The sequence below is a fragment of the Algoriphagus lacus genome, from assembly GCF_003583985.1.
Lineage (GTDB): Bacteria > Bacteroidota > Bacteroidia > Cytophagales > Cyclobacteriaceae > Algoriphagus > Algoriphagus lacus.
Genome location: NZ_QXML01000014.1, coordinates 27,685 through 45,606 on the forward strand (window position 1 = coordinate 27,685; position 17,922 = coordinate 45,606).

Here is a 17,922-nt window from a genome sequence, read left to right on the forward strand (position 1 = left end):
ATTTACCAAAACCAAATTTTCAACTGTCTTTGATTGATACGCCCAAAGTAAATGGATTTTGACATTAATTACAAATTGAAAAAATAATTTTGCAATATTTTGAACAATCTCTAATTTACCGCATCATTCATTAACAATCATCTAAATCCTCTACAGGAAAATGGACAAAATTTTAGATATCGACAACATAGACCTCAAAATCATCTCGCTTCTCAACGAAGATGCAAAGACACCATATACTGAAATTGCTAAGAAGGTATTTGTATCCTCTGGAACTGTCCATGTGAGGATGAAAAAATTGGAGGATATGGGAATTGTGAAAAGCGCAACCTTAAATATTGACTTCTCCAAACTTGGTTATGATATCTCTGCCTTCCTTGGAATATATCTTGAAAAAAGTTCACTTTATGACAATGTGATTGAAAAACTAAAATCCATCACCGAAGTAGTTAGCGCTTATTACACCACAGGTAATTATTCCATTTTCGCAAAAATCATTTGCCGGGATACCAACCACCTTCGTCTAGTTTTGGATAAAATCCAAAAAGTAGACGGAATCGACAGAACCGAGACATTGATCGTACTAGAAGAGAGTATCAACAGACCAATTCAGTTTTTTGACAAAGAAAAGTAACTCTATTTAGATTAAATCTAGATAAATAAATTTTCCGCTTTTCAAGAAAAAATCTAATAGCCCGGCTTAATCCGGGCTTTATTTTTTTAAGCAAAATATCTTGAAATTGAAAGAATAAAGGCCCTTTTCCAATAATTTTCATATCGCCGATAGATTTTTCAAATGACTGCGAACATTGTAATTTGATTATATGTTATACCTTCGCAGTTAAAATGTAATTAGTCTAAATAACTCGGCTCATGAGCAAAGACAACTCGATTTTAGAAGAATTAACCTCCAAAGAATATGAACATGGATGGTCGGTTAATTATGAAGCAGATGAAGCTCCGATCGGCCTAAATGAAGGTATTATTCGATGGATTTCTGCCAAAAAAGAAGAACCGGAATGGCTTTTAGAATGGAGATTAAAAGCTTTCCGTACTTGGCTTACCATGAAAGAACCGGAATGGGCCAATGTTCACTATCCAAAAATTGATCTTCAGGCACTTCGATACTATTCTGCTCCTAAGCAAGTTAAAAAAACAAAAAATCTGGATGAAGTTGATCCGGAACTGATTGCTATTTATGAGCGACTGGGAATCTCTTTGAATGAGCAAAAGAGATTGCAGGGAATTGCAGTGGATGCAGTTTTGGATTCGGTGTCTGTAGCAACCACATTCAGAGATACTTTAGGGAAATTGGGAATTGTTTTTTGTTCATTCAGCGAAGCGGTAAAAGAGCATCCGGATTTGATCAAAAAATACTTGGGCTCGGTAGTCCCAATGACAGACAACTACTACGCAGCATTGAACTCAGCCGTTTTTTCTGATGGTTCATTCTGCTACATACCAAAAGGCGTCCGTTGCCCAATGGAACTTTCCACCTATTTCCGAATTAATGCAGCAAATACAGGTCAGTTTGAAAGAACTCTGATCGTGGCTGATGATGAATCCTACGTGAGCTATTTGGAAGGTTGCACAGCACCACAACGTGATGAAAATCAATTGCATGCCGCGGTAGTGGAAATCTATGCAGGTGCACATGCCGAGGTAAAATATTCTACTGTACAAAATTGGTTCCCTGGAGACAAGGAGGGCAAAGGCGGTATTTTCAACTTCGTGACCAAGCGCGGAATCTGCGCCGGAGACCATTCCAAAATTTCGTGGACTCAAGTAGAAACCGGTTCAGCTGTAACCTGGAAATATCCTTCCTGTATTCTAAAAGGAGATTATTCCATCGGTGAGTTTTACTCTGTAGCTGTAACAAACAATTATCAGCAGGCAGATACCGGAACGAAAATGATTCACATTGGTAAAAACACCAAATCGAGAATTGTTTCAAAGGGTATTTCAGCAGGAAAATCTCAAAACTCCTACAGAGGTCAAGTCCAGGTGATGAAGCGCGCAGACAATGCCAGAAACTTCTCCCAATGTGACTCTTTGCTGATGGGCGACCGTTGTGGTGCACATACTTTCCCTTACATCGACATCAATAACTCCAGTGCCAAAGTAGAGCACGAGGCGACAACATCAAAAATTGGTGAGGATCAGATTTTCTATTGCAACCAAAGAGGGATCGCAACAGAAGATGCTGTCGCACTTATAGTAAATGGTTACGCCAAAGAAGTATTAAACCAACTTCCCATGGAATTCGCTGTGGAAGCCCAGAAATTACTTGCGCTTACACTGGAAGGATCTGTAGGATAACTTTCCGGTTGGCAAATCGGAACATTTAAAATTTGAAACATTAGAATCATGCTATCAATAAAAAACCTACATGCCTCAATTGATGGAACTCCCATTCTGAGAGGCATCAATTTGGAAGTAAAAGCTGGTGAAGTTCATGCTATCATGGGTCCAAATGGATCCGGAAAATCCACTTTGGCGTCCGTCCTTGCAGGACGTGAGGAATATGAAGTGACTGACGGTGAAGTGACTTTCAAAGGGAAAAACCTATTGGATCTGGCTCCGGAAGACCGTGCCAGAGAAGGCGTTTTCTTGGCTTTTCAATACCCTGTTGAAATTCCGGGGGTTTCCTCTACCAACTTTCTCAGAACAGCTGTCAATCAAGTCCGTGAATATAGAGGTCAGGAGCCTTTGGATGCGGTGAAGTTTTTGACACTGATGAAGGAAAAGATGAAACTTGTGGAAATCGATCAAAAACTGCTAAGCAGATCTTTGAATGAAGGATTTTCAGGAGGAGAAAAGAAACGAAACGAAATCTTCCAGATGGCAATGCTTGAGCCTTCTCTTTCTATTTTGGATGAAACTGACTCCGGTCTGGACATTGATGCCTTGAGGATCGTTTCCAATGGAGTGAATCAATTGAAATCAGACCAAAATGCTACCATCGTGGTAACGCACTATCAGCGATTGCTCGATTACATCGTTCCCGATTACGTACATGTACTTTATAAAGGACGCATCGTAAAGTCTGGTACTAAAGAGTTGGCTTTGGAACTCGAAGAAAAGGGTTACGATTGGATCAAAGAAGAAGTTGATTCTGCTGCTACTGTCTGATTTCTAAAACCACACTCATGAGTACCTTGACCAAACAAGATACATTTAGCAGCCTATTCACAGCAGCTCCCAAAAACTTCGAATCAGTCCGAAAACTGGCAGAAGAAAGCTTTCTAGCTCAGGACATTCCTGCGCCAAAAGCTGAGGAATATAAATTTACCAACATTGGTAAAAAACTGGAGCAAAGCATTGTTAATTACTCTGCGGCTCTTCCAATAGAGGTAACAATTGATCAAGTTAAGTCTGCCCTTTTCGAAGGATTTGAAGGAAATGTTCTGGTTTTCTCAAACGGAAAATTCCTTCCTGAGCTTTCCTCCTCTATCGAAAGCGTGGAGATTTCACTAATTTCTGCAAAACCCGAATTGGCACTTGGCACCATTGCCAAACCTGGAAAAGATGCATTTACCGCTCTGAACCAAGCCACTTTTGAGGATGGAATTTTCATTTCCGTTCCCAAGAAAACCCAGATTGAAAAGCCGATCCTATTGCTTTCTTTCAATCAGGCAAACCAGGGACAGGTGATCCAACCTAGAGTATGGATTGAAGCGGGAGACTTTTCAGAAGTTACCTTCTTAGATCAAAGCATCAGCCTTGGTGAATCCAGCTATTTCCTAAACAAAGTGGTGGAAGTGAAAGGGGGAATCAATACCCAAATCCGCTACTATAGACTTCAAAACGAAGGTAAAAATGTCATCGAAGTCAGCAATTTTGAAACTGACATTCAGCAAGATGCCAGGTTTACCAGTGTTAATATTTCGCTTTCCGGAGACTTGGTTAGAAATAACCTTACTCTGAACCTTTTAGGGAGCAACTCAGAAGGAAATATGTATGGCATCTACCTTTTGAATGGGAAAACCCACGTGGATAATCATACCAATGTGGATCACACCATTCCACACGCTGAGTCCAACGAATTGTATAAGGGAATTTTGGCTGACCAGTCACGAGGTGTTTTCAACGGAAAAATTTTCGTTCGTCAGGATGCCCAAAAAACAAATGCCTTTCAGCAAAACAACAATATTCTACTTTCCGAGGAAGCAATCGTAAACACCAAACCTCAATTGGAGATTTGGGCGGATGACGTAAAATGCTCCCATGGATGTACTGTAGGACAATTGGATGAAGAGGCACTTTTCTACCTTCAAGCCAGAGGAATTGACAAAGTGCAGGCAAAGGGTTTGTTGCTTTATGCCTTTGCTGGGGAAGTTCTGGAAAAAATCGAAGAAGAAAGCTTCCATAATTACTGCGTCTCTTTGATTCAAGAGCGGTTGGGAAGCAAATTCTAATTCCATGAGTTTAGATATCCAAAAAATCAGGGGTTTGTTTCCTGTACTTCATCAAGAAGTGCATGGCAAACCTTTGATTTATTTTGATAACGCTGCTACAACCCAAAAACCCCAATCTGTACTCGATGCTTTAACAAAGTACTACGAGCACGACAACTCCAACATTCATCGCGGAGCTCATGCTTTGGCAGATCGGGCCACTCGGTATTACGAGGATACACGGGAGGCTGTGCGGGAATTTATCAAGGCTAGAGAATCGGCAGAAATCATTTTTACCAAGGGAACTACCGAAAGCATCAATTTAGTAGCCCAGTCTTTTGGAAGAAAATTTATCGGGAAGGATGACGAAATCATTATTTCCACGATGGAACACCACTCCAACATTGTGCCGTGGCAAATGCTCTGTGAAGAAAAAGGTGCTGTTCTAAAGATCATTCCAATAAATGAGGCTGGTGAAATTCTGTTCGAAGAGTTCGAAAAGCTCCTTTCTAAGAAAACCAAGCTGGTCAGCATTGTGCATGCCTCCAATGCATTGGGAACGATCAATCCAGTAAAAAAAATCATCGATGCGGCTCATGCGGTAGGTGCTAAAGTCCTTTTGGACGGAGCCCAATCCACCTCGCATTTGGAAATTGATGTACAGGCGTTGGATTGCGATTTTTTGGCATTCTCAGCTCATAAGCTGTATGGCCCTACAGGTCTGGGAGTTTTATATGGGAAACGTGAATTGCTGGAAGCCATGCCACCGTTTTTGGGAGGCGGAGAAATGATCAAAGAAGTTACTTTTGAAAAGACCACTTACAATGACATACCGTTCAAATTTGAAGCTGGCACTCCAAATATCGCCGATGTGATTGCATTCAAAGCTTCCCTGGATTTTTTCAAATCCATCGGAAAACCAGCCATGAAAGCGCACGAGGATTCTCTTTTGGCCTATGCCAATGAACAATTGAAGGACATCAAAGGCTTCATTCCCGTAGGAACAGCTTCGGATAAAGTTTCCGTTTTGTCATTCAATATCAATGGAATGCATCCTTTCGATGTGGGGCAAATGCTCGATGCAAAAGGAATTGCTGTTCGGACAGGACATCACTGCACCCAGCCACTTATGAAAAGATTTGGGATCGAAGGAACTGTACGCGCCTCTTTTGGAGTTTACAATACCAAATCAGAAATCGACAAGCTGACTGAGGGCGTAGCTCAATTAGCGAGATTAAAGAATAAATGAGCAGCATCAAGGAAATACAGGAAGAGATCGTTTCGGAATTCGAAATCCTCGGTGAGGATAAAGAGTCAACCATTTTCTACATTATGGAATTGGGAGAAAACTTGGAAGCTTTTCCTGAATCTGAAAGAGTCGACGAAAACATCATTAAAGGATGTCAGTCCAAGGTTTGGTTGACAGCTGACGAAGTAGATGGAAAAGTTCACTACAAAGCGGACTCCAATACAGACATTACCAAAGGTTTAATCTCACTTTTGATCCGGGTATTAAACAATCGCCGTCCCGAAGAGATTTTAAAAGCAGATCTTAATTTTATCGAACGAATCGGTATGGGAAGTATCATTGGTAGCCAGCGATCGAATGGACTTTCAGCAATGATCAAGCAAATGAAATTGTATGCCTTGGCTTTTCAAACAAAGCAAAACGCCTGAAAATGGAAGCGGAAAGCAGTGTAGATAACGGACAGGTAACCAACCTGAGAGACAAGGTGGTAATGGCCATCAAACAGGTTTATGATCCGGAAATCCCTGTGGATGTCTATGAATTGGGATTGATCTATGAGATTACAGTTTATCCTGTAAACAATGTCTATGTGCAAATGACCTTGACCTCACCCAACTGTCCTTCAGCGGAATTTATCCCTTCCGAAGTTAAGGATCGGATTCAGCAGATCCAGGGAGTGAATAATGTTGAGGTGGAAGTGACCTTTGATCCGCCTTATTCCCAAGACATGATGTCGGAGGCAGCTAAACTTGAATTAGGATTTCTTTAAAACTGAACAATAAAACACATCAATATGTATCCTGAAGAGCTAATTGCTCCCATGAGGGCAGAACTTTCAAACGTAGGATTCCAAGAATTTAGAACAGCTGAGCAAGTGGCAGAGCACTTGGGTCCAAATCACAAAGGTACCACTTTCGTTGTGGTCAACTCTGTATGTGGCTGTGCCGCCGGTGCGGCTAGACCGGGCGTAAGATATGCTGTCGAACATGCCTCAAAAAAACCTACTACCCTGGCTACTGTGTTTGCAGGAAATGACCGCGAGGCTGTAGCAAAAGTAAGAGAATTGGTTTTGCCTTATCCTCCATCCTCCCCTGCGATGGCTTTGTTTAAAGACGGGGAATTGGTACACTTCATTGAACGCCATCATATCGAAGGCCGAAACGCTAAAATGATCGGTGATCACTTGGTGGAAGTGTTTGAGCATTTCTGCGACTAAAAAAAGCCCTTCGGGGCTTTTTTTATCTATCCACGGTATCAGTTATCACCATCATTAACTCATTTTATGATGCCGGACGCAACAACTACTTTATTTTCAAAGACTTACTAAATGACTCAATTGATCTGAAGTCAATTGAATAATATTGACTTTGCTTGTGGAATAAAATCCTTAAAAAATGGTCAGTTTTATTAACTTCAGGCCGATTTTAGAGTTTTTAAATCAAAACGAATCCAAACTAACAATATATGTCTGACTCCGCCAAGCTGTCCTACAAAGGGCAAGAATTTGAATTTCCGGTAATAACTGGTACTGAAGATGAAAGCGCAATTGATGTAGGTAAACTTCGTGATGTAACGGGACTAATCACCCTTGATCCCGGTTACAAAAATACAGGAGCCACCAAAAGCGCCATTACCTTTTTGGATGGTGAGCAGGGAGTTTTGAGATATCGAGGATACCGAATTGAAGACCTGTCCAAAAAGGCAACATTTCTGGAAGTTTCCTACTTGTTGATTTATGGCGAACTTCCCAATCAGGCAGAATACGACAAATTCACCAGAGAAATCACGCTTCACACCCTGGTTCATGAGGATATCAAGAAAATTCTTGCTGGTTTCCCTTCAAATGCCCATCCAATGGGTGTACTTTCTTCATTGATATGTTCGCTTTCTGCATTTTATCCTGATTCTTTAAATCCAAATCAGAGTGAAGAAGAGGTGAACCTAAGCATCGTTCGATTGATGGCAAAAATGCCAACTTTCGCAGCCTGGGCGATGAAGAACAAGGTTGGACATCCTGTCAACTATCCAGACAACACTTTGGATTATTGTTCCAACTTGTTGAAAATGATGTTTGCCCTTCCTGCTGAAAAGTATGAAGTGGATCCAATAGTGGCAACAGCATTGGACAAGCTGTTGATATTACATGCTGATCATGAGCAGAACTGCTCTACCTCCACAGTAAGGATGGTAGGCTCCTCTCAGGCATCAATCTACGCTTCGATTTCTGCTGGAATCAACGCACTATGGGGCCCACTCCATGGTGGTGCCAATCAGTCTGTGATTGAGATGCTGGAAGCAATCAAAGCGGATGGCGGTGATGCTAAAAAATACTTGGACAAAGCGAAGGACAAGAATGATTCTTTCCGTTTGATGGGCTTTGGACACCGGGTTTATAAAAACTTTGACCCAAGAGCGAAAATCATCAAGCAGGCCGCTGATGAGGTATTGGGCAGACTTGGAGTCTCAGATCCGGTTTTGGACATTGCCAAAGAACTTGAACATGCTGCACTGAATGATCAATATTTCATTGACAGAAAACTCTATCCAAATGTGGATTTCTACTCAGGGATCATCTACAGAGCCCTTGGAATCCCTACTGATATGTTCACAGTAATGTTTGCTTTAGGACGTCTCCCTGGATGGATTGCTCAATGGAAGGAGATGCGCGAGCAAAAAGAACCAATTGGAAGACCTCGTCAGATTTACGTTGGAGCAGGTGAGAGGGATTATGTCTTTATCAATAAGCGCTAAAAGTTCAAACCTAACAAAGCCATCTCTTGAAAAGAGGTGGCTTTGTTGTTTCCAGCCTTTTAGAAATTTCCAATTGGCCCCATATTTGGAAACTGAAACACACTAAATGAGTTTACAATGAAACCAACTACCCTAGAAGAAGCTGTTGCCCTCACCCAAAAATTTACCACAAAGCCAACCAATGAAGAACTTTTGAGACTTTATGGATTGTACAAACAAGCCACTGAAGGAGATAATGAAAATGAAAGGCCTGGTGGCTTTGACTTTAAAGCAGCCGCCAAGTACAATGCTTGGCTGATTTTAAAAGGAAAGTCAAAGGAAGAAGCCACCCAAGCTTATCTTGATTTGGTCGAAGAACTTTCCAAAAAGTATCTATAAAGAGTAGGCCTGAATTCAAATTCGGGCTTTTTTATGATTATGATAAATATTTTTAGTCTGAAAAGAATATTATTTCAATTCTGACCAAATCAGCATTCAAATTTTGGGAATTTCCCGGTTTCGTAAATTTTTCTTATTTATATGGCCTGATTGAATTTTAGCAGTGTCGGGAATTTATGAGCAATAAAAAATCTGGGCTTGATCGAATTATTAAACTAATTCCAAAAGGATTTGTCCCAGTCACAATCCTTTTGTTTTTTCTTCTTTCACCCGAACTTGAAGTATTGGGCCAGGATCAAAACCAGATTCAGGACTCAGTCCAGCATTCTGGTCCATTACCCTCAGATTCGACTACCCATTCAGGATTCATTCAGCAAGTTCAAAATGCAGGAAAATCAGAATATCTCAAAAGTCAGGAAAAGTTTGAAAGTAGAAAAGTCTATCTCAAACAACACGATTTAATCACTGAACTCAAAAATGAAAATTTCAAAGTCAAGGCCCTTTTGAATAAAGGGTTTGGTTATTCTGCGGTCAAGTCAAAGATGGCCGAGTTTCAGGAACTGATTCCCAAAGTACTTCATGGGATTTATGGAGACGACATTGAGCTGCAAACGGAAAGAAACCTGACCGTATCTGCGGCTATTTTCCAGGAAATGCTGGATGAATTGGTAGCGGAAAAAAAGAAAGTGGATGAATTTGCCTCTGCAATTCGACAGGCCCAATTCAAGATAGATTCCATTTCCGCAGAAGAAGATCTTTACCTGTTTCCTACCGATTCTCTTCAGACCAGACAATATGCATTTTTGTTACTTGAAATAAACAAAGAAATGAAGCCTGTAGAGGATTCACTCGCAAATTTCAGTGATAAATTGGACAGCCTCCAGACTTCTCTTAACGAAATGGTATTTGACTTGAATACCCAAATTGAAAGTTTGGAGTTGATTAGGAAGAACCTTAACGCATCAATTTTCAAAAAGGAAATTCCTGAGGATCAAGATTCCAAATTTTATCAAAGACCCCTTTCCGAGTCAATTTCATATTCTTACGCCAAAGAAAAACTAGCTCTGATTTTTTACCTGAGACTATACCAAACCAGATTGTTGGTTATGGCTCTTTTGATATTTGTCTCCTGGATTTTCATCAAGACTCTAAAATCTCGTATTGGCTTTCTGAATGAACAGGATGTTCATGATGATGGAAAAGTCATTTTAAGGCATCCCCTCCTATCGTCCATTGTTATCGTAATCGGGTGTTTTCAATTTTTCTTCCCAAGCCCTCCCTTTATTTTCTATTGGCTTATTTGGTTTGTGGCATCAATTTCTTTCACATTGATTTTCTCAAGTTTTCTGAAAAGCTTTTGGTTTTTCTTTTGGGTGTTCACGGTCCTAATTTTCCTTCTTTCAGGGCTCACGAATATGATTCTGTTGCCCACAGTTGAGGAAAGATACTTGTTGATTACACTCTCCCTTATTGGTATTTTGTTTTTGACCTCCACGTTTATTAAAAACAAAACAGATCAACTTAAAGAGAAGAGAGTAATCTATTTTATTTATTTCATGGGATTTTTCGAGTTGGTTTCTTTGGTTCTTAACCTAGCCGGTAGATTCAATCTATCCAAATCATTTTTGGTAGCAGGGTACATCGGGATTGTGGTCGGAATCCTCCTCCTATGGACTATCCGCTTGATCAATCAAGGCTTAGCCATTGCAACCAAAATCTATCATAACCAGGAGAAAGAACTGTTTTTCATCAACTTTGACCGACTTGGAAACAAAGCTCCTGGTATTTTTTACACCTTCTTGGTCTTTGGATGGATAATCCTAGTGGGGAAAAATTTTTACAGCTTTTCCCAGATTTCCCTGTCAATCAGTCAGTTTCTAAACGAAAAGCGCATGATCGGTTCTTATGAATTTTCGATCAATGGACTTTTTGTGTTTTTGATCATTTTACTGGTTTCGGTTTTGATTTCCAGGCTATTATCCCTTTTTGCAGCAGATCCTGAGGCTAGTAATTCTGCGGAAAAGAGAAAACGAATCAGTTTTGGAAGCTGGCTTTTATTGGTTCAGATCTTTGTGATCTCTCTGGGATTGTTTTTGGCTTTTGCCGCATCGGGAATTCCTTTGGATAAAATCACCATAATCTTGGGGGCTCTATCCGTGGGTATAGGCTTGGGTCTCCAGGGATTGGTCAATAACCTGGTCAGTGGATTGATCCTGGCTTTTGAAAACACCGTGAAAGTCGGGGATTTGATTGAAATAGAAGGTAAGCCGGGGATCATGAAATCCATAGGATTCCGAAGCAGTGTGGTTAATATGTTTGAAGGGCCAACAGTAGTGATTCCAAATGGAGATCTGATCAGCAAGCAACTGATCAATTGGACTACTGGAAGAGGGAGAAAGCTTACCGCAGTAATTGGTGTGGCTTATGGTACCGACTTGGGACTGGCAATTCAACTGCTTAAGGAAATTGTCGGCGAAGATTCACGAATTAGAATGAACCCGGCGCCTAGAGTGGTCCCCGTGGAGTTTACGGATAGCAGCATTGATATTGAAGTGACTTTTTGGGTCAATACCTATTTGGACTATCCCTTTGTAAAAGGTGATCTGATCAGCAAAGCAAATGAATCATTCAAGCACAACGGAATACGAATACCTTTCCCACAAATGGACCTACATGTGAAATCGGGGATAAAAGTGGACCTTCCTAAATCACCCCAAAAAGACTCCGATTCTCAGAATCTGAACCAAGGATAATTATCATTTATAAAATCGAGTGCTTGGGGTAAGCCGTCTCCGGGAACAGTACCCAACTTGGGTAAGACGGAAGGATTCCCAGGGTACGATTTCCCTCCAAATTTCACCACCCGAAATTCACCTCCACTCAGTAGGTAAAGATCCTTATATCCATTGGTTTGATCTGGAGAAATCACAACGGGATAATCGGTGACAGTAAATTTGGAGATGACCTCACCCTGTGCATTCAGGATAAATTGAGTACATCCGCCCGATCCGCAAAAATAAGGACCGGTAAGTCCTACAAAAATCTCCTTACTGTTGTCGCCATTTAGATCGTATTCAAAAAAAATGAACTTTCTGCTCAATGAATCCACCACTCCAATTTTTAAGTCCTCCGCGTAAAGTTGGATGAGTCGATCCCGGACTATAGTGGCTGTCTGGGCCGAAGACGCATCAATGAGGTATTGATCGCCGGGAATTTGATCTGAAGGGTCAGGATCCACCACCACATCTTCCACGGCAATAGAATCTGCTATCTTTGCAGTAGAATCAAGTTCTTTGGAAGGTTGGGAATTACAGGCCCAAAATATTCCTGCTAGTACGGTAAGTAGAAATATGTTTTTCATCGGAATTTACTTTGAAAATTCAACACTAAGTTCACTCAATATTAGGCAATTAAGAACGGACGAACAATCCATCTAAATGGACTAAAACTCTACTAAAGAGGTGGTTTCGACTAATTACTCAGCCTTTTTCCTTCCAAAATATCCAGCAAGCATGCTTCCCAGGACAAGCTGCTGGATGTGGTAAAGCATCACAGGCAAAAGGACAAGACCAAAAATGCTTGGATCCGGAAAAATCACCTTGCCTATCACCACCCCATGAACCAGGGATTTGGTAGATCCACTGAATAAAGCTGTTATCCTATCTTTAACATCAAATTTCAAAAGAGCAGTACACGCCCAAATTGCAAAAAAAGCTATCAGCAAAATTCCAAGCATGATTCCTGCAATTTTCAAAAGAGTTGTTGCCTGATAGGGTGAAAACACTTTCTGGGAAAAAGCTTGAGCAAATGATGTAAAAACAATCATCGTTATCACGGTCTGGTCCACATATTTCAGTCTGGACAAATGACTTTTTAGAATTGGAAAAAGTACACCATGGAAAAAAACTCCCAGAATAACGGGCAAAATTACTTTGAATGAAAGTTCGCCAAGCGTAGGAAGAAGGTCTATTTCTGCACCTGTCGCTCCTGCCAAAACTCCCATCCATGCCGGCGTAATCACCACTCCCAAAAGACTGGAAATACTCGCATTGAAAATGGCCGCAGGTATATTCCCCCCTGCAATGGACACCATAACCACGGAGGCACTTACGGTGGACGGCAGTGCAGACAGATAACTGATCCCCAATCGAAAATCCTGGTCAATCCATGGCATCATCTGTAACAGCAAAAAGACCAAAACGGGAAATAACAGGAACGTGGAAAGCTGAATCAACAGGTGAAGCCTCCAGTTGGAAAGGCCGGACTTGAGTTGCTCGGGATTGAGTTTGACCCCGTAAAAAAAGAATACCAAGGCAATCCCTACGTTAATCACCGGCTTCCAAGGCAAGCCTGATTGCTCGGAACCAACTTCCGGAAAAACAGCAGCCAATCCAATGGCCACAAACAGCCCCATCAAAAATCCGTTGATTCCGACTCGATTTAGGGTTTGGGCCAGCTTGCCAGTCATGAGCCCATTAGTCTTTTGAAGTTGTCACAGAGAATCGCCGTAGCAATGGCAACGTTGAGTGATTCAGCATGACCAAAACCGGGAATGGTTATTTTTTTAGTCACTTTTTTCTCCATCTCGGGAGATATTCCTTTGGATTCATTTCCCATCAACAGAATACCCGGAGCGGGTTTTTGAAGTTGGTGGACATTCTCTCCATCCAAAAAAGCGCCATAAACAGGAAGCTTCCATCGATCCACCACCTGTGCGAGATCTTCATAAAAAAACTGAATTCGAGTAAAAGAACCCATGGTAGACTGAATCACTTTGGGATTGTAGAATTCAGCAGTTTGGGGAGAAAACACCATCTTTTCGATCCCGTACCAATCTGCCACCCGGATGATAGTTCCCAGATTGCCAGGATCACGCACATCATCCAGAGCCAAAATCAAGTCCTCCTTTTCGGGGAAAAATGCTGAATTTGACTTCATTTGAACCACAGCCAAGGCAGAATCATTGGATTGGAATTGTCCCACCTGCTCCAATTGGTTTTGGGTCACCCGGATCAACTCTCCTCGAAAGGAATTCAAAACTCGGAGATGTTTTTGCTCAAATGACTCGGTAACCAGTAATACTTCCACCGAAAAATCTGACTGAAGTACCTCCAGAACGCTTTTCTCACCCTCCACAAAGAACTTTCCGCTCTCGCTTCGGTATTTTTTTTGATGTAAGGATTTTATAAACTTAACCGTATTTTTGCTCAGCATCCCTTCAGCTTATTCCGATTTTGAAATCCTCCAAATATATACTTTTTATAGCTCTGCTTGGGATGAGCTTTGGTTGTTCCTTGACCAAGGACCTGCAGGAAGGACAATATGCGGTCTATGAAAATAAACTCCAAGGAGTAGAAAAATCCGACGAAGAGGATCTCTATGGACTGTTGGAACAAGAACCAAACACCCGATTACTTGGGACTTCACCGGGTGTATTTATTTATCGGTTCGGAAGAAATTTCTACGACAGCATCAAAGTTGCCGGAAATCTGGTAGAAGCAGAAAGTGAACTCATGCAGGTCAAGGCTGCCCGTGATACCCTTCCGGATGAAAAAAAACTCAGAAAGCGGGAAGAAAAGCTGCTTTCCAAGATTGAAGGCCTGAAGAAAAAATTGGAATTCGGAAATGCCGTGATGCGGACCGGAAATCCTTTGGTAATATTGGACAGCACAGAGACAATCACCTCAGTCAATAACCTCAAAGGCTATCTGGTAAACCATGGATTTTTTGATGCTCAAGTCGATTTTGAAGTAGAGACCAAAAAGCAAAAAGCTACCATCAGCTATTTGATAGAAGAGCGAGATCCTTACATTCTGGACTCAGTCTACACCAGATCAGACAATCAGGAAATTCTCAAACTGCTCAAGCAAAGTTCTTCCAGCTCCTTACTCAAACAAGGCGATTATTACATTCAGGATAACATTGTCTCGGAGCGGAATCGAATCGAAGATCTGTTGAAAAACAACGGATTCTACATGTTTTCGAAATCCTACATCAACTACGTCGCTTATCAGGATACCTCTGCCAAAACCATCAAACTGGAGCAGGTAATCCAAAAGCCCGTGTTCACTGATAAGCACGAAGTCTACACAATAGATTCCATCACCTTCCGCATCAATCCTCCAAGCAATGAATTTGCTGACCGAAGGATTCAGCAAAATTTCAGGGATATTCATTTTTCATTTTACCGGGATCGTTATTCAGCCAAAGTGATGGCATCCAGGATTTTCTTTACCAAAGGACAGCCATACAGCCGGGTTTCAGCAATCGAAACACAACGTCAGCTCAGCAACTTGGACCTTTTCCGATTTGTAAACATTTCATTTGACACGGTTGGCACGTCACTGACTGCAAACATTTTCACCCAGCCAAATCAAAAATACCAGCTCACCAACCAATTGGGGCTTACCATTACCGAACAGCTCCCAGGACCCTTTTTCAGTACTGCACTGAGGAACCGAAATTTCTTTAGAGCCGGAGAAATACTGGAATTCAGTTTCCGTGCGGGTTTGGAAGGAGTGGCATCTGCCACCGACCAAGGGGTGTACCAAAGCAGTGAGGTAAACACGGCTGTTTCAGTGATTTTTCCCCGGTTTTTGATTCCATTTGCTCCAAATTCTCTTCAGCGATACGGGCGATACAACCCCAACACGAGAGTCAGATTTGGATACAACTACACCAACAGACCGGAATACACACGAAATTCCGTGAACGGCCTCCTTTCTTATACCTGGGCTACCCGCAACAACAGGCAGTTTTTCACAATCAATGCTGCGGATCTGAGTTATATCCGGACTCCTAGCATCCAGCCCGAATTCCTTCAGATTCTTGAAGATTTGCAGGAGGATGGCAACAACTTGATTTGGTCATTCCTGCCTTCCTTCATCAGTAGCTTTTCCGGTCAATCCATCATTAATTTCAATAAATACGGGGATTTTAATTCCAACAAAGCTTCCTTGCTCCGTTTGTTTGCAGAAAGTGGGGGTACCAGTCTGAATTTTTTTGATGTGAACAGCAACAGCGAACCGGGCATCGAATATGCCAACTTTCAATGGGTAAAGGCACAGGTAGATTTTCGTAGGTATTATCCGGTAAATGAAAAACAAACCTTTGCTTACCGCTTGAATTTTGGTTGGGCCAGACCTTATGGTGTCAGTGCCGGAATCTTGCCTTATGAAAAATACTTCTTTGCAGGAGGTGGAACCAGTATCCGGGCATGGCAAGCCAGACGTCTAGGGCCGGGCAGCTCGGTTCCCAAAACCGGTGAAGGGGGAGAATATGATTATACCAGTGAACAGCCAGCCGAGATGATCTTGGAAAGCATGCTGGAATACCGAAGAAAGCTAATCGGCTATTTTGACATGGCACTCTTCATTGACGCCGGAAATAGCTGGGTAATTGGCTATGATGCCGCCCGACCAGGAGCAGATTTCAGGTATGATCGTTTTTACCAGGAAATCGCTGTCGGGGCAGGTTTTGGTTTGAGGATGGACTTTGACTTTCTGGTCATCCGCTTGGACTTAGCGACCAAAGCCATCGACCCCTCCAAGCCTTTGGGTGAACGATGGGTTTTTGACAACATCAGTTTTGCAAAGCCTTTTGGGGTCAAAGGACAAACTGTTTTAAACTTTGGGATAGGATATCCTTTCTGATAGGTGCCATGAGTAGGAAAACAAAAGAAGAAATTGCTTTGATCTACCAGCAAATGCAGGATTACATCTGCGCTGGTTTGGAGCAAGGAGATGGAAAAGGAAAGTTTATGGAAGACCGATGGGATCGGGCAGACGGAGGTGGTGGACGAACCCGGATCTTTCAAAATGGAGCTATCATCGAAAAAGGTGGAGTAGCCTTTTCGGCGGTACACGGACCAACTCCGGAAAAAATCCTAAACAAACTGGGACTTGACCAAGCCGATTTTTTTGCAACCGGAGTATCCATCGTGCTGCATCCCTTTAGTCCAATGGTTCCGATTATTCACATGAATATCCGCTATTTCGAAATGGAAAATGGGGTTCATTGGTTTGGCGGAGGAATTGATTTGACACCCCATTACATAGATCCTCAAGACGCAAAGTATTTCCATCAGGAAGTAAAAAAAGTCTGTGATCAGTTTGATTCAGAGTATTATCCAAAATTCAAAGCATGGGCTGACGATTACTTTTTCATCCGTCACCGAAACGAAACCCGAGGGATAGGAGGGATTTTCTACGACCGATTGAGCGGCAAGTCAGATACACATTTCCAGCAAGTTCTTGATTTCAGCTTGGAAATCGGAAGGCTTTTCCCAAGAGTCTATTCCTATTTCATGCAGAAAAACTCAAAGATTCCTTTTGGAGCGGAGGAAAAAGCCTGGCAAAATCTCCGACGAGGCCGCTACGTGGAATTTAACCTCGTGTGGGATGCGGGGACGAAATTTGGTCTGGATACCAATGGCAGGACTGAAAGTATCCTGATGAGTATGCCTCCCCAGGCTGAATGGACCTACATGCACGAACCCAAAGCAGGAAGTGATGAACAGTTCACGGTGGATCATCTGAAGAAAGACATAGATTGGTTAACTTATCAGGAATGATTGAGACGCTAAAAAAATGGGATGAGGACTTGTTCCTTTGGTTAAATTCCTTTCATGCCGACTGGCTGGATCCGATTGTATTTCAGATGACTGAGACAATCACATGGGTTCCGCTTTTTGCCTTTTTGATATATCGTATTTTCAAACAGGATCGGGCCAATGCCTGGTGGGTTTTGGGTGGAGTCGCGCTAACCATTTTGATTGCAGATCAATTTACCTCCGGATTTCTAAAACCGCTGATGGAGCGCCTGAGACCTTGTCACGATCCGAGATGGGACGGCATGATGCATAACTACGGCCGATGTGGAGGACTTTATGGGTTCGTCTCCTCCCATGCGGCTAATACATTCGGGATGGCAGTTTTCCTTAACCTCAAGCTGAAAGGCAAGGTCAAAAACCTAAAGTGGCTTTTCCTATACGCGGCAGTAGTGAGTTACACCCGGATTTATCTGGGAGTCCACTACCCTTTTGACATTGTTTTGGGAGCGACGATTGGGGTTGTGGTTGGATGGATTTCCTGGTTCTTTATAGTTTTTATAAGAAGAGAGCTGATCAAACAAACCCTCAAATAACTT

The 17,922-nt window shown here is 42.0% G+C and carries 17 protein-coding genes; 14 read left to right on the forward strand and 3 right to left on the reverse strand.

Annotated elements, in window-relative coordinates; all coding sequences use genetic code 11:
• Window positions 1-160 precede the first annotated feature (160 nt).
• From D0X99_RS19095 to D0X99_RS19145, 11 genes are all read left to right on the forward strand, one after another.
• On the forward strand, window positions 161-634 hold the full coding sequence (locus D0X99_RS19095) for an Lrp/AsnC ligand binding domain-containing protein (RefSeq protein ID WP_119479470.1): 474 nt from the start codon (window positions 161-163) through the stop codon (window positions 632-634).
• Window positions 635-873: 239 nt separating this feature from the next.
• Window positions 874-2,319: a Fe-S cluster assembly protein SufB gene (sufB, locus tag D0X99_RS19100; RefSeq protein WP_119479471.1), complete on the forward strand. Its 1,446-nt coding sequence runs from the start codon at window positions 874-876 to the stop codon at window positions 2,317-2,319.
• A 48-nt stretch (window positions 2,320-2,367) separates the two neighbouring features.
• Window positions 2,368-3,132: a Fe-S cluster assembly ATPase SufC gene (gene sufC, locus D0X99_RS19105; RefSeq protein WP_119479472.1), complete on the forward strand. Its 765-nt coding sequence runs from the start codon at window positions 2,368-2,370 to the stop codon at window positions 3,130-3,132.
• A gap of 17 nt (window positions 3,133-3,149) precedes the next feature.
• Complete coding sequence (sufD, locus tag D0X99_RS19110) at window positions 3,150-4,418, forward strand: Fe-S cluster assembly protein SufD (RefSeq protein ID WP_119479473.1); 1,269 nt, start codon at window positions 3,150-3,152, stop codon at window positions 4,416-4,418.
• Window positions 4,419-4,422: 4 nt separating this feature from the next.
• Window positions 4,423-5,646 carry a cysteine desulfurase gene (locus tag D0X99_RS19115; RefSeq protein ID WP_119479474.1) on the forward strand — a complete coding sequence of 408 codons (1,224 nt, stop codon included), beginning with the start codon at window positions 4,423-4,425 and terminating at the stop codon, window positions 5,644-5,646.
• Window positions 5,643-6,074, forward strand: a complete 432-nt coding sequence (locus D0X99_RS19120) for a SufE family protein (protein ID WP_119479475.1) — start codon at window positions 5,643-5,645, stop codon at window positions 6,072-6,074. Before D0X99_RS19115 ends, D0X99_RS19120 begins: the two co-directional genes overlap by 4 nt.
• Before the next feature lie 2 nt (window positions 6,075-6,076).
• A complete protein-coding gene (locus D0X99_RS19125) occupies window positions 6,077-6,415 on the forward strand; it encodes a DUF59 domain-containing protein (protein WP_119479476.1) in 339 nt (112 codons plus the stop codon).
• A gap of 24 nt (window positions 6,416-6,439) precedes the next feature.
• On the forward strand, window positions 6,440-6,862 hold the full coding sequence (locus D0X99_RS19130) for a BrxA/BrxB family bacilliredoxin (protein WP_119479477.1): 423 nt from the start codon (window positions 6,440-6,442) through the stop codon (window positions 6,860-6,862).
• 248 nt (window positions 6,863-7,110) lie between these two features.
• On the forward strand, window positions 7,111-8,397 hold the full coding sequence (locus D0X99_RS19135; RefSeq protein ID WP_119479478.1) for a citrate synthase: 1,287 nt from the start codon (window positions 7,111-7,113) through the stop codon (window positions 8,395-8,397).
• A gap of 117 nt (window positions 8,398-8,514) precedes the next feature.
• Window positions 8,515-8,775 carry an acyl-CoA-binding protein gene (locus tag D0X99_RS19140; RefSeq protein WP_119479479.1) on the forward strand — a complete coding sequence of 87 codons (261 nt, stop codon included), beginning with the start codon at window positions 8,515-8,517 and terminating at the stop codon, window positions 8,773-8,775.
• A 176-nt stretch (window positions 8,776-8,951) separates the two neighbouring features.
• On the forward strand, window positions 8,952-11,528 hold the full coding sequence (locus D0X99_RS19145; protein WP_119479480.1) for a mechanosensitive ion channel family protein: 2,577 nt from the start codon (window positions 8,952-8,954) through the stop codon (window positions 11,526-11,528).
• Here the strand turns inward: D0X99_RS19145 and D0X99_RS19150 are convergent.
• The 3 genes from D0X99_RS19150 to D0X99_RS19160 all read right to left on the reverse strand — a co-directional run bounded on the left by D0X99_RS19150 (window position 11,507) and on the right by D0X99_RS19160 (window position 13,989).
• The gene (locus D0X99_RS19150) at window positions 11,507-12,136 is read right to left on the reverse strand and encodes a hypothetical protein (protein ID WP_119479481.1); all 630 of its coding nucleotides are present in this window, start codon (window positions 12,134-12,136) and stop codon (window positions 11,507-11,509) included. The genes D0X99_RS19145 and D0X99_RS19150 overlap by 22 nt on opposite strands.
• A gap of 114 nt (window positions 12,137-12,250) precedes the next feature.
• The gene (locus D0X99_RS19155; RefSeq protein ID WP_119479482.1) at window positions 12,251-13,243 is read right to left on the reverse strand and encodes a bile acid:sodium symporter family protein; all 993 of its coding nucleotides are present in this window, start codon (window positions 13,241-13,243) and stop codon (window positions 12,251-12,253) included.
• Window positions 13,240-13,989: a TrmH family RNA methyltransferase gene (locus D0X99_RS19160; protein ID WP_119479483.1), complete on the reverse strand. Its 750-nt coding sequence runs from the start codon at window positions 13,987-13,989 to the stop codon at window positions 13,240-13,242. Before D0X99_RS19160 ends, D0X99_RS19155 begins: the two co-directional genes overlap by 4 nt.
• 20 nt (window positions 13,990-14,009) lie before the next feature.
• Here D0X99_RS19160 and tamL point away from each other — a divergent pair, with 20 nt between their 5' ends.
• The 3 genes from tamL to D0X99_RS19175 are packed head-to-tail and all read left to right on the forward strand — an operon-like array spanning window position 14,010 to window position 17,919.
• Window positions 14,010-16,427, forward strand: a complete 2,418-nt coding sequence (gene tamL, locus D0X99_RS19165; RefSeq protein WP_119479484.1) for a translocation and assembly module lipoprotein TamL — start codon at window positions 14,010-14,012, stop codon at window positions 16,425-16,427.
• An 8-nt stretch (window positions 16,428-16,435) separates the two neighbouring features.
• Complete coding sequence (gene hemF / locus D0X99_RS19170; RefSeq protein WP_119479485.1) at window positions 16,436-17,347, forward strand: oxygen-dependent coproporphyrinogen oxidase; 912 nt, start codon at window positions 16,436-16,438, stop codon at window positions 17,345-17,347.
• A complete protein-coding gene (locus D0X99_RS19175; protein WP_119479486.1) occupies window positions 17,344-17,919 on the forward strand; it encodes a phosphatase PAP2 family protein in 576 nt (191 codons plus the stop codon). The genes hemF and D0X99_RS19175 overlap by 4 nt, the downstream gene beginning before the upstream one ends.
• The last annotated feature ends 3 nt before the right edge of the window (window positions 17,920-17,922 follow it).

Excerpts from the sequence above, each read along its gene's own strand:
- D0X99_RS19175 (WP_119479486.1), top strand. The coding sequence starts at position 17,344 with ATGATTGAGACGCTAAAAAAATGGGATGAGGACTTGTTCCTTTGGTTA.
- D0X99_RS19095 (WP_119479470.1), top strand. The coding sequence starts at position 161 with ATGGACAAAATTTTAGATATCGACAACATAGACCTCAAAATCATCTCG.
- sufD (WP_119479473.1), top strand. The coding sequence starts at position 3,150 with ATGAGTACCTTGACCAAACAAGATACATTTAGCAGCCTATTCACAGCA.
- D0X99_RS19130 (WP_119479477.1), top strand. The coding sequence starts at position 6,440 with ATGTATCCTGAAGAGCTAATTGCTCCCATGAGGGCAGAACTTTCAAAC.
- D0X99_RS19125 (WP_119479476.1), top strand. The coding sequence starts at position 6,077 with ATGGAAGCGGAAAGCAGTGTAGATAACGGACAGGTAACCAACCTGAGA.
- D0X99_RS19145 (WP_119479480.1), top strand. The coding sequence starts at position 8,952 with ATGAGCAATAAAAAATCTGGGCTTGATCGAATTATTAAACTAATTCCA.
- sufC (WP_119479472.1), top strand. The coding sequence starts at position 2,368 with ATGCTATCAATAAAAAACCTACATGCCTCAATTGATGGAACTCCCATT.
- D0X99_RS19135 (WP_119479478.1), top strand. The coding sequence starts at position 7,111 with ATGTCTGACTCCGCCAAGCTGTCCTACAAAGGGCAAGAATTTGAATTT.
- hemF (WP_119479485.1), top strand. The coding sequence starts at position 16,436 with ATGAGTAGGAAAACAAAAGAAGAAATTGCTTTGATCTACCAGCAAATG.
- D0X99_RS19155 (WP_119479482.1), bottom strand. The coding sequence starts at position 13,243 with ATGACTGGCAAGCTGGCCCAAACCCTAAATCGAGTCGGAATCAACGGA.
- D0X99_RS19140 (WP_119479479.1), top strand. The coding sequence starts at position 8,515 with ATGAAACCAACTACCCTAGAAGAAGCTGTTGCCCTCACCCAAAAATTT.
- sufB (WP_119479471.1), top strand. The coding sequence starts at position 874 with ATGAGCAAAGACAACTCGATTTTAGAAGAATTAACCTCCAAAGAATAT.
- D0X99_RS19115 (WP_119479474.1), top strand. The coding sequence starts at position 4,423 with ATGAGTTTAGATATCCAAAAAATCAGGGGTTTGTTTCCTGTACTTCAT.
- D0X99_RS19150 (WP_119479481.1), bottom strand. The coding sequence starts at position 12,136 with ATGAAAAACATATTTCTACTTACCGTACTAGCAGGAATATTTTGGGCC.
- D0X99_RS19120 (WP_119479475.1), top strand. The coding sequence starts at position 5,643 with ATGAGCAGCATCAAGGAAATACAGGAAGAGATCGTTTCGGAATTCGAA.
- D0X99_RS19160 (WP_119479483.1), bottom strand. The coding sequence starts at position 13,989 with ATGCTGAGCAAAAATACGGTTAAGTTTATAAAATCCTTACATCAAAAA.